Consider the following 14342-nt stretch of genomic DNA (forward strand, 5'->3'; position numbering starts at 1 on the left):
CTCATATTGCCGGCCTCGCATCTGGGCGCCCTCTCATGGTCAGGCCGCCGGAACCGGCGCCGGCCGCATCGCCTGCAACAGCCCGGTACACCAGTCGAGCAGGTCGGTGTCCCGCAGTGGTGGCGCGCCGATCCGCCCACCCGCCGGCCCTTCGGTGGGATGGGGCGCCGCCACGGTGTGCGTGACCGCCTTGTAGGTCGCCTTCGGGTACAGCCGTTTGAGCCGGACCAGCTGCGAATCGGCCAGTTCCAGCGGGGTGAACCGGATCAGATTTCCCTGCTTGGACACCTCGGTGACCCCGTTTGCCCGGCAGATCTGGCGGAACGCGGCCACCGCGAGCAGCCGCTCGACCGGCGCTGGCAGCGCGCCGTACCGGTCGGTGAGCTCGGCACGCACCGCGTCCAGTGCCGCACTGTCCGGGGCGGCGGCGAGCTTGCGGTACGCCTCGAGACGCAACCGCTCACCCGGTACGTAGTCGTGCGGGATATGCGCGTCCACCGGCAGATCCACCCGAACCTCGGTCGGCGTGTCATCGACGGCGCCGCCCGCGCCGGTCAGCTCGGCGCGATAGGACTCCACCGCCTCGCCAACCAACCGTACGTAGAGGTCGAACCCGACACCGGCGATATGCCCGGACTGTTCCGCGCCGAGAATATTGCCGGCACCCCGGATCTCCAGGTCCTTCATCGCCACGGCCATTCCCGCGCCAAGCTCGGTGTTCTGCGCGATGGTCGCCAGCCGGTCGTGCGCCGTCTCGGTGAGCGGCTGCTCGCCGGGGTAGAGGAAGTAGGCATAGCCACGTTCCCTGCCGCGCCCCACCCTGCCGCGCAGCTGGTGCAGCTGGGCGAGTCCGAGCATGTCGCCGCGTTCCACGATCAACGTGTTCGCGTTCGAGATGTCCAGTCCGGTTTCGACGATCGTGGTACAGACCAGCACGTCGTACTCGCGTTCCCAGAATCCCTGGATGATCTTCTCAAGGCGTTCTTCGGGCAGCTGCCCGTGCGCGGTTACGATCCGCGCCTCAGGGACGAGTTCACGCAGTTCCCGCGCGGCTTTCTCGATGCTCTTGACCCTGTTGTGCACGTAGAACACCTGGCCGTCGCGCAGCAACTCCCTGCGGATCGCGGCGCCAACCTGTTTGTGGTCGTTCGCGCCGACGTAGGTCAGGATCGGATGCCGGTCTTCCGGTGGGGTGAGGATCGTGGACATTTCCCTGATCCCGGCCATGGACATCTCCAGCGTCCGCGGGATCGGCGTCGCGGACATGGTGAGCACGTCCACGTGGGTACGCAGCGCCTTGATGTGTTCCTTGTGCTCCACCCCGAAGCGCTGCTCCTCGTCCACGATGACCAGGCCGAGGTCCTTGTACCGGATACCGGTTTGCAGCAGCCGGTGCGTGCCGATGACGATGTCCACTTCGCCGTCGGCGAGCCCGGCGACGGTTTGCTCCGCCTCGTGCGGATCGGTGAACCGGGAAAGCCCCTTGACGGTGACCGGGAAGGAGTGCATCCGATCGGTAAAGGTGTTCAGGTGCTGCTGCGCGAGCAGGGTCGTCGGCACCAGCAGCACGACCTGCTTGCCGTCCTGTACCGCCTTGAACGCCGCACGCACCGCGATCTCGGTTTTGCCGTAGCCGACGTCGCCGCAGATCACCCTGTCCATCGGCACCCCGCGCCGCATATCGGCCTTGACCTCCTCGATCGCGGCCAACTGGTCGGCGGTTTCGGTGAACGGGAAAGCGTCTTCCAGTTCCCGCTGCCATGGAGTGTCCGGTCCGAAGGCGTGCCCTGGCGAGGCTTGCCGAGCGGCGTAGAGCTGCACCAGCTCGGCCGCGATCTCCTTGACCGCCTTGCGTGCCTTGGCTTTGGTGTTCTTCCAGTCGGCCCCGCCGAGCTTGTTCAGTGCCGGTGTTTCGCCGCCGACATAGCGGGAGACCTCGTCCAGCTGGTCGGTCGGCACGAACAGCCGGTCGCCGGGCTGACCCCGCTTGGTGGAGGCGTATTCGAGTACCAGGTATTCCCTGGTCGCCCCGGATACGGTGCGCTGCACCATTTCCACGTAGCGACCAATGCCATGCTGATCGTGTACCACGAAATCGCCTGGCCGCAACGCGATCGGGTCCACCGCGTTGCGCCGCCGGGACGGCATCTTCGTGGTCATGTCCCGTGTGGACGTTCCGTGCCTGCCGCCGGTGAGGTCGGTTTCGGTGAGCACGACCAGGCCGGCTTCGGGGAACAGGAAGCCGTCCTCGAGCAAGCCGCGAACCACGGTGACCACTCCGGTCTCCGGTACCGCCGCAAGCGATTCGACGAGTTTCGCCGGCACCTCGGCCTCGCCAAGCTGCTCTACCGCGCGCTGCGCGGTGCCTGAGCCAGGCACGACGAGCACCGCCGCGCCACCGGCCGCGGTATGCGCCCGCAGGTCAGCGAACGCTCGCTCGATCTCGCCGCGATAGCCGGCAACCTGCTGCGCGCCAAGCTGAACCGCCTGCTCAGTGTCCGAAGTGAACTGACTGATCGTCCACCATGGACATCCATGCGCGACGGCGTGCTCGGCGACGAAGGAGAGATCACGGTAGGCGGAGGCACCGAGGTCGATCGGCGCCTGGCCACCATCACCGGCGACCAACCAGGAAGCCTCGAGGAACTCCTGCCCGGTACGGACCAGATCGGCGGCCCGCGCGCGGACCTTCTCCGGATCGGCCACCAGCACCTGGCCACCCTCCGGCAGCACGTCGGTGAGCAGCTCCATCTCGCCAGCGCAGAGCGCGGGGATGAGCGCTTCCATCCCTTCGCAGGGAACCCCACCGGAGAGTTTGGTCAGCATCTCGGCCAGCTGAGTGTCCGCGGCATGTTCGGTGGCCAGCTCCGCGGCCCTGCGCCGCACGTCGTCGGTGAGCAGCAACTCCCGGCAGGCCGGTGCGCCCACCCTGTCCAGCTCGCCGGGCAGGGACCGCTGGTCGGCGACCGCGAACGCGCGGATCTCGCTGACCTCATCGCCCCAGAACTCCACCCGGACCGGATGCTCGTAGGTGGGCGGGAAGAGGTCGATGATGCCGCCCCGGACGGCGAACTCACCGCGCTTTTCCACCATGTCCACCCGCGCGTAGGCGAGGTCGGCCAGCCGGGTCAGTGCCTCGCTGAAATCCTGCTCCTCGCCGGTGACCAGCTCGAGCGGGGCCAGCCGGCCGAGGCCGGGCGCCATGGGCTGGATCAGGCTGCGCACCGTGGTGACGACGACGCGCAGGCCATCCTGGTTCGGCAGATTCAACCGGTGCAGCACGTCCAGCCGCCGGCCAACGGTGTCCGCGCGCGGGGACAGCCGTTCGTGCGGCAGCGTCTCCCATGATGGGAAAACGGCCGTGCTGCCTTGCCCGAGGAGTTCACCGAGCGAGCTGCCCAGTTCTTCGGCTTCCCTGCCGGTGGCGGTGACCGCGAGCACCAGTCGATCGGCGCCCTCGCTCGCCGCCAACGCGCCCGCGACCAGTGCGCGAGCGGCTGGCGGACCCTCGATGTCGATGGACTCGGAGCCGGCCGCGGACAGCACGGATCGCCCACCAATGGTGGCGAGTACAGCGGAAAGCAGACCGGAGAGTGCGGCTGAAGCCACGAACGATCCCCTCGGTGAATCGGACGAATGCGGGCACACCCCTGCCCGGGACGAGACCGGCAGGGGTTCTCGCTACCTAGCTTACGGAAAGCTCTGAACCCACCGAAGTCGCGGGCGGGCCGGCGCCCGCCCCGCGTATCGCCCGCTCAGGCGTGGCCAGCCGACCGGCCAACTGGCACGGTGAACGAATGAGGCTCCATAGCCCGTTTCTGGCCCGCCCCGTCCTTGCCCTGGCGCTGTTGCTGTTCGTGAGCTCCTGTACCGCCGAGCCCGCGACCGAGACCGAGACCGGTGGTGCGACCGCCCGCACCACCGACGCGCCCGAGCTGACGGTGACCGAGGTGGCCGGCGGCCTCGAGGACGGCTGGGATATCGGCTTCCTGCCGGACGGGCGGCAACTCGTCCCGCAGCGCTCGGGCTCGCTGGCGCTGATCACGAACGGCAGGGTCCGCGAGGTGCAAGCGGATTTCTCGGACGTACTCGCGGTCGGCGAGGGCGGCCTGCTCGGCATGGTGCTTCATCCGGATTTCGCCGAATCCCGCCAGTTCACCACCTGCCAGACCTATCAGCGGGACGGCGATGCGGTGGACGTACGGCTGGTGAACTGGGAACTGTCCGGAGACGGAACACGCGCAAACCGGGTGGCCGATCCGCTACTCGGCGGCTTGCCGGTGAACCCGAGCGGGCGACACTCCGGTTGCCGGCCGACGATCGCCCAGGACGGCGCGCTACTGGTCGGCACCGGCGACTCGGCCGACCCGAACACCTCGCAGGACCGTAGGTCACTCGGCGGCAAGGTGCTGCGGCTGGACCTGAAAACCGGCGAACCGCTGCCGGACAACCCCTTCGCCGACTCAAGCAACCGCGACGAGCGGTTCGTCTACAGCTATGGACACCGCAACGTGCAGGGCGTGGCGGTACGCCCGGACAGCGATCAGGTGCTGCTCACCGAGCACGGGCCGGACGTGGACGACGAGGTGAACCTGTTGCGCGCGGGCGGCAACTACGGCTGGGACCCGAGTCAGGGCGGCACCGAGGACAGCTACGACGAGAGCGTGCCGATGACCGACCTTGAGCGCTTCCCCGACGCCGTCCGGGCGCAGTGGTCATCCGGTTCGGAAACCCAGGCGATCGCCGGCGCGGCCTTCGTTGCCGGCCAGCGCTGGGGCAGGTTGGATGGGGCACTCGCGGTGGCCGCGTTGAAGGGCTCGAAGCTGTACTTCTTCGACCTGGACAAGGCCGGCGCGGTCCGCGAGCTGTCGATACCCGAGGAACTGGACGACAGCTACGGCCGGCTGCGCGCGGTCCGACTCGGGCCGGATGGCGACCTTTACGTGACGACCAGTAACGGATCGGACGACACGTTGCTACGGATCAGCCCGGCAGCGTGAGCTTCGGCTTGTGCTCCAGATGGGACAGCCCGTTCCAGGCCAGGTTCACCAGGTGCGCGGCCACTTCGTCGCGCTTCGGCTTGCGCGCGTCCAGCCACCACTGGCCGGTCAGCGCCACCATGCCGACCAGTGCCTGGGCATAAAGGGGCGCCAGTTTCGCATCGTAGCCGCGGGCACTGAACTGGGTCGCGAGGATGTGTTCCACCTGGCTGGCGATGTCGTTGAGCAGGTTGGAGAAAGTGCCCTGAGCGGAGAGCACCGAGGAGTCCCGCACCAGGATGTGAAACCCGTCCGCGGATTCCTCCACATAGGTCAGCAGTGCCCTGGCGGCCTGTTCCAGCATCGCCCTCGGATGCCCACCGGAGAGCGCGGAAACCACCTGGTCGAGCATGATCTGCATCTCCCGGTCCACGACGACCGCGTAGATGCCTTCCTTACCACCGAAATGCTCGTAGACCACCGGCTTACTGACATCGGCCCGATGTGCGATCTCTTCGACCGATGTGCCGTCGTAGCCCTTGTCCGCGAACAGCTTGCGGGCCACGTCCAACAGTTGCTGTCTGCGTTCCTTGCCGGTCATCCGAACCCGGCCGGCTCGACTACTCGTCGAATCGGCCGGGCCAGACCTCGTTCCCCTCGCGCGCCGTCGTACCACCCCGTGACACTAGCGCGCGGTTACGACTTCTTTGCGGCGAGTCGTTCCAACCGCTGGGTCGTTGGCCACCGCACGTTCGACGCCCAGCCGAACTTCTCGAACAGCCAGATCAACCGTGCGGTGATATCGATCTGCCCGCGCTTGACACCGTGCCGCGCGCAGGTCGGGTCGGCGTGATGCAGGTTGTGCCAGGATTCACCAAAGGACACGATCGCCAGCGGCCAGAAGTTCGCCGCCTTGTCCCTGCTGGCAAACGGGCGCTCACCGATCATGTGGCAGATCGAGTTGACCGACCAGGTGGTGTGGTGCAGCAGCGCGACGCGGATCAGGCCGGCCCAGAAGAACGCGGTGAGCGCACCCCACCAGGACCAGGTGGCCAGGCCACCGATCAGCGCGGGCAGGGCAAGCGAGACGAGAGTCCACAGGCCGAACTGGCGGTTCACCCGCATGATGTCCTTGTCCCGCAACAGATCGGGCGCGAAGCGGTCCTGGTTGGTCTGGTCCCGTTCGAACAGCCAACCCATATGCGCGTGCCAGAAACCCTTGGCAAGCGCGGGGAGGCTGGTGCCGTACAACCACGGCGAGTGCGGGTCGCCCTCCCGGTCGGAGTAGGCGTGGTGCCTGCGATGGTCGGCCACCCAGGTGATCACCGGCCCCTGCAGGGACATACTGCCCGCGATGGCCAGCGCGATCCGCAGCCCGCGCTTCGCCTTGAACGAGCCGTGCGTGAAGTACCGGTGGAAACCCGCCGTAACACCGATACCGGAGATGCAGAAGAACAGCGCCGCCAACCCGACGTCGAGCCAGCTAAGACCCCAACCCCAGGCGAAGGGCACCGCCGCGACAAGTGCCACGAGAGGCAACAGCACACCCGTGTAGACGGCGATCTGCACGCCGGGGCCACGCCGACCTTCGAGGATTGGCTTGGGGCCCGACTGCGGCTTACCTGATGGGTCTTCGGAGGTGGCCTGATCGAGGACACTCGTCATAGATTGGGTACCTAACGTCTCGGGTAAGGATGCCCTTACCTACGGCATCGTAAGTTACGATACAGCAGCCCAGCTACCGCCGGGACCCCCAAGCGTCGATTGCTTAGGCAATTCCAAGCTTTCGCCGGTGCGTTTCGCCAGCCGAAACAGGCTTATCCACCCTTGGTGAGCGACCGAAAGCCGGGCGTCGCCGAACGGCCTCGGCTTAATCGGGGCCTGCGTCCGACTCGGCGAGATCTGTCCAATATCCTCTTCAGCGAGCCCCACGCATGGCACGATGTCGGGGCACGATCCGCCGTGGTGTAAAGGCAGCACCTCAGATTTTGGTTCTGATGGTCCAGGTTCGAATCCTGGCGGCGGAGCGGGATCGTGCGACCAGGCGTGTTACCGGCAGCGCGAAACGATGGGGTGACCTAGCTGCGAGGCGTATCGGCCGAGGAACCCGAGACTCGCCAGCATTCGCTGAGCGAGATGTCCGACGCGTGGCTGATCGGCCGGGCACGGGAACTCATCGCCGTCGCGCAGTTCAGCAAGCCGGCCGAGCAGCTACGGACGGTTGCCGAAACGGACCAGCTGCTGACCGAGGCCCAGCATCGCGGCGAGCCGAATATGATCGCGCAGCTCCTGCGCTCTTCGGCGGTAACCAGGCTGGTCAGCAAGGGCATGGTCGAAGCGGCCGAACCGATGCTGGACGAGATGCTCGCGCACTGCCGGCGGCACGGGCTGGTCGTACTCCAGGCCAACGCGCATGCGCTGCGCGGCCGGCGGCTGTTGCTTGCCGGTTCGGATGACGCCGCACTGACCGAGGCGGCCCAGGCGCTTGCCATCCTGGACGAGGAGCTGGCCCCCGATCTGCATGTCGGCAAACGGTACTGGCAGCGCATGCTTGCCAACTCGCTCACCGATATCGCGCTGGTACTCACCCAGCTCGGCGTCTATGAAGTCGCCGACCAGGTCATGGCACGGGGGCACGAACATATCCGGGACGCCGGCGGCCCGCATGAGATCACCGTGCATCTGCTCAACCGCGCGCGGCTGCTGATCGGCTGGGGATGCCGGTTGGAACGGGTTGCCGATGAGCAGGGCGCACGGGAGAAGTTCGAGCTGGCCGCGTCCATCGCGGATGCGACCGAGGCGCCGTTTCGGCAATCGCTCGTCCCCCGTGACCCGGCACGTACCGCGATCGAGCAACTACCCATCCTGGCCGCCGCCGTGGCGTTGCACTCCCCTGGGCCGGAGCATCTTGCGCGGCTGCACCATGCGCGGGAGAACGCGAAGTACCCAAGGGAACAGATCATCGCCGCGCTCGCCTACAGCCGGTGTCTCGAGCGCGCGGATCGGCGCGAGGAAGCCGTCGCCGCGCTGGCCGAAACCAGGGATCGGCTGGGCGAGGCGCAGTCCGAACCCACCCTGTGGCTGGCGCTCGTCCGGGAGTACGCCAGGGTTTCTGGCCCGGACGGTGGGGAACGCACGATGAGCGCGCTGGAGGACTACGTCGCCGAACTGGAAAGCGAGCTGTCCGACCTGCGGGAGTCTCGGATCAACACACTGCATACCCGGCGCGAGCACGAGCGGTTGACCAGAGAACACGGCGCGATAGCCAAACAGGCGCTGCAGGATCCGCTCACCGGGTTGCCGAACCGCAGGGTGCTGGACGAACGGCTGCGCAAACTGGTCATGCGCGCGGATGCGCAACCGCTGACCATCGCGCTGATCGATCTGGATGGTTTCAAGGGCGTCAACGACCGCAACTCGCATGCGGAGGGCGACGACGTGCTACGCGTGGTGGCCAGCACGCTGCGGGACGCGTTGCGTGGGGACGATCTGGTCACCCGCTATGGCGGCGATGAGTTCGTGGTGTTGCTTCCCGGCGCTCCCCTTCAGGCCGCCAAGGCCGCACTGACCAGGGCGGTAAACGCGGTAGCCCAGCTACCCCGGCAGCTGTCTCGCGGGGTGACACTGTCCGTCGGTGCCGTTTCGGTGCGCACCGAGGAGCAACCTGACCAGGCGCTTGCCCGTGCGGATACCGCGATGTACGAGGCCAAACGTGCCGGCGGGAATCAGATTTGGGCCGCAGCCAGTGGATCATCGCCGGCGAGCACGGATGGTGACCCTGGCTGGCCGCGTTCGGAGGGGACGTAGGATCGTGCTGCTCGCCTGCCGTCGCCGCTGGTAGGCCAGAACAACGAGAACCGCTCACCAAGACAACCAGGGAGCGCACCAATGCCCGATGGTGGGCAACCGCCCGAACAGGGAAACAGCACGCCACCCGCGGATTCGCCGGCTCCGGACGCGCAGCCGCTGCGCACCATCGTCCTCGCCGCGGGGGAAGGCAAACGGATGCGCTCGGCCGTACCGAAGGTGCTGCATCCCCTCGCCGGCCGGCCGCTGCTGGAACACGCGGTCCGGGCCGCGGCCGGCCTAGATCCCGCTGATCTGGTGGTCGTGATCGGCCATGGCCGCGAGGCGGTCGGGGAGCACCTGGACGGGCTGGCCAAACGGCTCGGCCGGCCGCTGACCACCGCGGTGCAGACCGAGCAGCTGGGCACCGGGCACGCGGTTGGTTGCGCGCTGGCCGAACTTCCCTCGGACCTTTCCGGGACCGTCGTGGTCAGTTACGGCGATGTGCCGCTGCTGGATGCCGCGACGCTCACCGAGCTACGTGCCGCGCATGTCGCCGAGGGCAACGCGGTGACCGTGCTCACCGCCGAAGTCGCTGACCCCACCGGCTACGGCAGGGTGCTGCGGGACGCGGACGGCGCGGTGGCGGGAATCGTCGAGCACAAGGACGCGGACGAGCGGCAGCGGGCAATCACCGAGGTCAACTCCGGGGTGTACGCCTTTGACGCGCAGACGCTCAAGGCCGCGCTTTCCCGGGTGTCGACTGCCAACGCGCAGGGCGAGCAATATCTCACTGACGTGCTTGGCATCGCCCGCGCGGACGGTCAGCGGGTCGGCGCGCTGACCTGCACCGACCCCTGGCAGGTGGAGGGAGTGAACGACCGCGCACAGCTGGCCGCGCTTGGCGCCGAGCTGAATCGCCGGCTGGTGCGACACTGGATGTACGCGGGGGTGACCTTCGTCGATCCGGCGAGCACCTGGCTGGACGCCGACGTGGCGCTCGCCCCCGATGTGCTGATCGAGCCGGGGGTGCAGTTGCGTGGCGGTACGGCCGTGGCCGAGGGCGCGACGATCGGTCCGGATACGACACTGACCGATGTGCGGGTTGGCGCGGCGGCGACCGTGGTCCGCACGCACGGCAGCGCATCGGATATTGGCGCGCGGGCAAGCGTCGGCCCGTTCGCCTATCTGCGACCGGGCACCAAATTGGGCGAACGCGGCAAGATCGGAACTTTCGTCGAGGTCAAGAAATCGGACATCGGGGACGGCTCGAAGGTGCCGCATCTTTCCTACATCGGTGATGCGAGGATCGGCGAGCACAGCAATATCGGTGCGGGCAGCATCACGGCTAACCACGACGGTACGAACAAGAACCAGACGGTGATCGGTTCCTATGCGCGAACGAGTTGTGACAACACATTCGTCGCACCGGTGACCGTCCACGATGGTGCTTACACCGGCGCGGGAACCGTGGTACGCCGCGACGTGCCGCCGGGTGCTTTGGCGGTGTCCGGTGGTCCACAACGGAATATTGACGGCTGGGTGGTGCGGCGCAGGCCGGGCACCCCGGCCGCCGAGGCAGCGGAACGGGCAATTGCCGCCTCGGCTGGTGAATCCGAAACATCCGGCAGCCAGGACGACAGTGAGGGACGGGAGCAATGAGCCCGAAAGAGGGAACACCCAAGAAGAACCTGATGTTGTTCTCCGGGCGAGCGCACCCGGAGCTCGCCGAAGAGGTCGCCAAGCACCTGAACGTTAGCCTGACCTCGCAGGCTGCGTACGACTTCGCGAACGGCGAGATCTTCGTCCGGTTCAACGAGTCGGTGCGCGGTAATGACGCCTTCGTGATCCAGAGCCACACCGAACCGTTGAACAAGTGGGTGATGGAGCAGCTGATCATGGTGGACGCGCTCAAGCGCGGCTCCGCCAAGCGGATCACCGTGGTGATGCCGTTCTACCCGTACGCGCGGCAGGACAAGAAGCACAAGGGCCGCGAGCCGATCTCCGCGCGGCTGATGGCGGACCTGTTCAAGACGGCTGGCGCGGATCGGATCATGACGGTGGATATGCACACCGCGCAGATCTCCGGGTTCTTCGACGGCCCAGTGGACCACCTGTTCGCGCAGAACGTGCTCGCCGACTACATCAGGGAGAACTACCCCACGGACAACCTCACCGTGGTGTCCCCGGATTCGGGCCGGGTGCGGCTAGCGGAGAAGTGGGCGCAGGTACTCGGCGACCGGCCGATCGCCTTCATCCACAAGACCCGTGATCCGTCCAAACCGAACGAGGCGGTGGCCAACCGGGTGGTCGGGCACGTCGACGGCCAGGTGTGCGTGCTGCTCGACGATATGGTCGACACTGGCGGCACGATCGCCAAGGCCGCGCGGGCGCTGCAGGAGCAGGGCGCGAAGCAGGTGATCATCGCGGCCACGCACGGCGTGCTCTCCGGTCCGGCCGCGGAGCGGCTGGCCAACTGCGGTGCGGCTGAAGTGATCTTCACGAACACCCTGCCGATCTCGGACGAGAAGCGCTTCCCCGGGCTGACCGTGCTCTCCATCGCACCACTGCTCGCCAACGCTATCCAGCAGGTCTTCGAGGACGGCTCGGTGACGAGCCTGTTCGACGGCAACGCCTGAGTTCGCGACCCTCGCGCCCAGCCAGCCTGGTTCCGTGCCGGAACAGGTGGCTGGGCGCGGGTATGTGTGGAGCCGGCTAGTCGAACTGGCCGATGATCTCGTTCACCGCGAGCACGACGAACAGCACGAGGCAGAGCACCAGTATCCCGTTGGACAGCCAGCGGGACCGGTACTCCGCCGGCATCAGCTGTTTGGAGTTCAGCAGCATCAGCAGGGTGCCCGCGAGGAACGGCATGAACAGCGCGCCGAGCACGCCGTAGACCACGACCAGCTGGAACGGCCGGTCGAGGAAGAGCAACAGCATCGGTGGGAAGGTCAACCACAGCAGGTAGAGCCGGAACGCCAGGCTGGTCCGTCCCGCTTTGTCCTGATAGGACTCCACGGTCTCCGCGGGCGCTTCCTTGGGCATCCGCCAGGTTCGCCACCAGTCCGCGAACATCAGGCTGACCCCGTTCCACACGCCGAGCACCGAGGAGAAGGCCACGGCGAAGAAACCGATCAGGAACGGGATGCGGGCCCATTCGCCGTAGTCGTTGGCAAGGACGGTGCCAACGGTGAGCAGCCCCTCGTCGTCCTCGGTGATGTTGGTGCCGCCCAGGATTCCAGCGCCGACCACCAGCATGGCAAGCACGAAGATGCCGGTCATGGTGTAGCCGACCGCGTTGTCGAAGCGCATCATCGGCACCCAGCGTGGTCCGCTCCACCCCTTGGACAGCGTCCAGTAGCCGTAGGCGGCCATCGTGATGGTGCCGCCGACCCCGCCGATCAGCCCGAGTACGTACACCAGTGAGCCACTCGGCAGCCGGGGCACGAATCCCTCGAACAGGGCGGGCAGGTTCGGGCCGACCAGGATCGCGGTGCCGACCACGGTCACGAACATGACGCCGACCAGCACGGTGATGACCTTCTCGAAGATCGCGTACCTGCCGAACCAGACCAGTACTAGGCCGAGTACGCCGCAGATCATCGCCCAGTACCGCACCGAGATATCCGGGAACAGCGCGTTCAGCGGCAGTGCCGAGGCGGACATCGCGGTGGCCCCGTAGACGAAGCCCCAGACGACGACATAGGCGCCGAAGTAGGTAACCGCCCAGCGCCCGAGGGTGCGCCAGCCGGACATCATCGTCCGGCCGGAGGCCAACGACCAACGGCCGACCGCCTCACCGAGCGCGAGTTTGAGGATCGTGCCGACGATGACCGCCCAGAACAGCACATAGCCGAACCGCGCGCCGGCCACCAGGGTGGCCACCAGGTCGCCGGCACCAACACCGGTGGCCGCGGCGATGATGCCGGGGCCGAGTTGCTTGGCGCGGGCACGGAAGCCGGTGGGTGGCTGGGTGGGGTTATCCGAGGTGGCTTGTGTCACGCGGTCAAGCTACGTCGCGCCCCGACCTGTGTCTATCGGTGCACGCTGGGTAGATATCGAGTCGTTGGATTTCGCCACCGCGTACCCCGGGGCTCGCGCGGATAACCGGCGGCCTAGAATGGGTGGGTTGCCTCGGCGAGGCTGGCTCGGGTTTGTTCGGCCGGCGTGATCGACGCGGCAGTGCGCCATTCGATGCGTGCTGCGTGCCGCGTTCATGTCTCCGCGCCCAGCCGCCTGGCCGCCGGCCACTGCCCCGACTCATGATGCGCGGTGATGTCCGCCGTGCACCGTATCGTTCGCAAGGAGAGCATTACCGTGTCCGAGGTCCGTTTGAACGTCGAAGCGCGTACCGAGTTCGGTAAGGGCGCGGCCCGTCGAACCCGCCGCGCGGGCAAGATCCCCGCGGTGCTCTACGGCCACGGCTCCGACCCGAAGCATGTCTCACTGCCGGCCGTCGAGTTCGCCAGGGTGATCCGGGAGAACGGCCACAACGCCGTTCTCGAGCTGCGTATTGGCAGCACCGACCGCGAGCTGGTGCTGACCAAGACGATCACCACGCACCCGCTGAAGAACTACATCGAGCACGTCGACCTGCTTTCCATCAAGCGCGGCGAGAAGGTCAACGTGGATGTGCCGATCGTGGTTTCCGGTGACCCGGAGCCGGGCACCCTGCTCACCCAGGACCTGAACGAGCTGTCCGTCGAGGCGGACGCGCTGAAGATCCCTGAGCAGATCGAGCTGTCCGTGGATGGCGCCGAGGCCGGCACCCAGTACCACGCTTCCGACCTTTCGCTGCCGGATGGCGTCGAGCTGGTCAGCGACCCCGAGCTGCTGGTGGTCAACATCGTGGTCGCGCCGACCGCGGAGGACATGGAGAGCGAGGGCGACACCGACGGTGCCGTCGCCGAGGAGGAGCCCGCGGCGGAGTCCAGCGAGGAGAGCTGAGGCTACTAGCCCGATTGCCTGGAGAACAGGTGACAACGGCGAACGATATTCCCGGGGCCGGCGAGCGGATTCTGCTCGCCGGCCTTGGCAATCCAGGGCCACGCTATGCGGGTAACCGGCACAACGTGGGCTTTCTGGTGGTCGATGAGCTTGCCGCGCGGCTCGGCGGCAAGTTCAAGGCGCATAAGTGCGGCGCCGACATCCTGGAGGGGCGGCTCGGCGGGGCGCAGGTCGCGCTGGTCAGACCGCGTTCCTTCATGAACCTTTCGGGTAGCGCGGTGGCTGGCGCGGCGCGGTTCTTCAAGGTGTCCCCTGCCGGAATCGTGGTCGTACACGATGAGCTCGATCTGCCGTTCGAGGCGGTACGGCTGAAGCTCGGCGGCGGCGAGAACGGCCACAATGGACTGCGTTCGATCAGCAAATCGCTGAGTACCAAGGATTACTTCCGAGTGCGCGTCGGGGTGGGGCGACCGCCGGGCAGGATGGATCCGGCCGACTACGTGCTGCGGGACTTCTCTCCGGTGGAGCGTAAGGAGTTGGCCTTCGTGGTGGATCGCGCGGCGGATGCCACCGAGGCGTTGCTGCGGGGTGGCTTGGCCGCCGCCCAGAACGCTTTCCACTGAGCGC

Annotated in this window: 10 protein-coding genes and 1 tRNA gene; 7 read left to right on the forward strand and 4 right to left on the reverse strand. The window is 67.1% G+C overall.

From position 1 onward, the window contains the following. Window positions 1–39: 39 nt before the first annotated feature. Entirely contained in the window at window positions 40–3609 is a 3570-nt protein-coding gene (gene mfd / locus EV191_RS01490; RefSeq protein ID WP_132874970.1) for a transcription-repair coupling factor, read from the reverse strand. A 188-nt stretch (window positions 3610–3797) separates the two neighbouring features. Between mfd and EV191_RS01495 the strand changes: the two genes are divergently transcribed. Continuing rightward, window positions 3798–5000 carry a PQQ-dependent sugar dehydrogenase gene (locus tag EV191_RS01495; protein ID WP_132874971.1) on the forward strand — a complete coding sequence of 401 codons (1203 nt, stop codon included), beginning with the start codon at window positions 3798–3800 and terminating at the stop codon, window positions 4998–5000. Here EV191_RS01495 and EV191_RS01500 read toward each other — a convergent pair. Then, window positions 4984–5580 carry a TetR/AcrR family transcriptional regulator gene (locus EV191_RS01500; protein ID WP_132874972.1) on the reverse strand — a complete coding sequence of 199 codons (597 nt, stop codon included), beginning with the start codon at window positions 5578–5580 and terminating at the stop codon, window positions 4984–4986. The genes EV191_RS01495 and EV191_RS01500 overlap by 17 nt on opposite strands. Before the next feature lie 95 nt (window positions 5581–5675). Then, window positions 5676–6644, reverse strand: a complete 969-nt coding sequence (locus EV191_RS01505; protein WP_132874973.1) for an acyl-CoA desaturase — start codon at window positions 6642–6644, stop codon at window positions 5676–5678. A 291-nt stretch (window positions 6645–6935) separates the two neighbouring features. Between EV191_RS01505 and EV191_RS01510 the strand changes: the two genes are divergently transcribed. From EV191_RS01510 to EV191_RS01525, 4 genes are all read left to right on the forward strand, one after another. Next, window positions 6936–7006: transfer RNA gene (locus tag EV191_RS01510), tRNA-Gln, on the forward strand. 109 nt (window positions 7007–7115) lie between these two features. Further along, window positions 7116–8786 carry a GGDEF domain-containing protein gene (locus EV191_RS01515; RefSeq protein WP_132874974.1) on the forward strand — a complete coding sequence of 557 codons (1671 nt, stop codon included), beginning with the start codon at window positions 7116–7118 and terminating at the stop codon, window positions 8784–8786. 81 nt (window positions 8787–8867) lie between these two features. Beyond that, window positions 8868–10427: a bifunctional UDP-N-acetylglucosamine diphosphorylase/glucosamine-1-phosphate N-acetyltransferase GlmU gene (gene glmU / locus EV191_RS01520; RefSeq protein ID WP_132874975.1), complete on the forward strand. Its 1560-nt coding sequence runs from the start codon at window positions 8868–8870 to the stop codon at window positions 10425–10427. Continuing rightward, a complete protein-coding gene (locus EV191_RS01525; RefSeq protein ID WP_132874976.1) occupies window positions 10424–11404 on the forward strand; it encodes a ribose-phosphate diphosphokinase in 981 nt (326 codons plus the stop codon). The genes glmU and EV191_RS01525 overlap by 4 nt, the downstream gene beginning before the upstream one ends. Before the next feature lie 76 nt (window positions 11405–11480). Here the strand turns inward: EV191_RS01525 and EV191_RS01530 are convergent, their stop codons facing one another. After that, window positions 11481–12770: an Nramp family divalent metal transporter gene (locus EV191_RS01530; protein ID WP_132874977.1), complete on the reverse strand. Its 1290-nt coding sequence runs from the start codon at window positions 12768–12770 to the stop codon at window positions 11481–11483. Between the two features lie 315 nt (window positions 12771–13085). Between EV191_RS01530 and EV191_RS01535 the strand changes: the two genes are divergently transcribed. Continuing rightward, complete coding sequence (locus EV191_RS01535) at window positions 13086–13715, forward strand: 50S ribosomal protein L25/general stress protein Ctc (RefSeq protein WP_132874978.1); 630 nt, start codon at window positions 13086–13088, stop codon at window positions 13713–13715. 29 nt (window positions 13716–13744) lie between these two features. Beyond that, window positions 13745–14338, forward strand: a complete 594-nt coding sequence (pth, locus tag EV191_RS01540; protein ID WP_165912779.1) for an aminoacyl-tRNA hydrolase — start codon at window positions 13745–13747, stop codon at window positions 14336–14338. Window positions 14339–14342: the final 4 nt, after the last annotated feature.

Source organism: Tamaricihabitans halophyticus, from assembly GCF_004340875.1.
In the GTDB taxonomy this organism is placed as follows: Bacteria; Actinomycetota; Actinomycetes; order Mycobacteriales; family Pseudonocardiaceae; genus Tamaricihabitans; species Tamaricihabitans halophyticus.

What these genes read in the sequence shown, in the direction of transcription:
- EV191_RS01495 (WP_132874971.1), top strand. Translation starts at nt 3,798, where the DNA reads ATGAGGCTCCATAGCCCGTTTCTGGCCCGCCCCGTCCTTGCCCTGGCG.
- EV191_RS01500 (WP_132874972.1), bottom strand. Translation starts at nt 5,580, where the DNA reads ATGACCGGCAAGGAACGCAGACAGCAACTGTTGGACGTGGCCCGCAAG.
- EV191_RS01505 (WP_132874973.1), bottom strand. Translation starts at nt 6,644, where the DNA reads ATGACGAGTGTCCTCGATCAGGCCACCTCCGAAGACCCATCAGGTAAG.
- EV191_RS01515 (WP_132874974.1), top strand. Translation starts at nt 7,116, where the DNA reads ATGTCCGACGCGTGGCTGATCGGCCGGGCACGGGAACTCATCGCCGTC.
- glmU (WP_132874975.1), top strand. Translation starts at nt 8,868, where the DNA reads ATGCCCGATGGTGGGCAACCGCCCGAACAGGGAAACAGCACGCCACCC.
- EV191_RS01525 (WP_132874976.1), top strand. Translation starts at nt 10,424, where the DNA reads ATGAGCCCGAAAGAGGGAACACCCAAGAAGAACCTGATGTTGTTCTCC.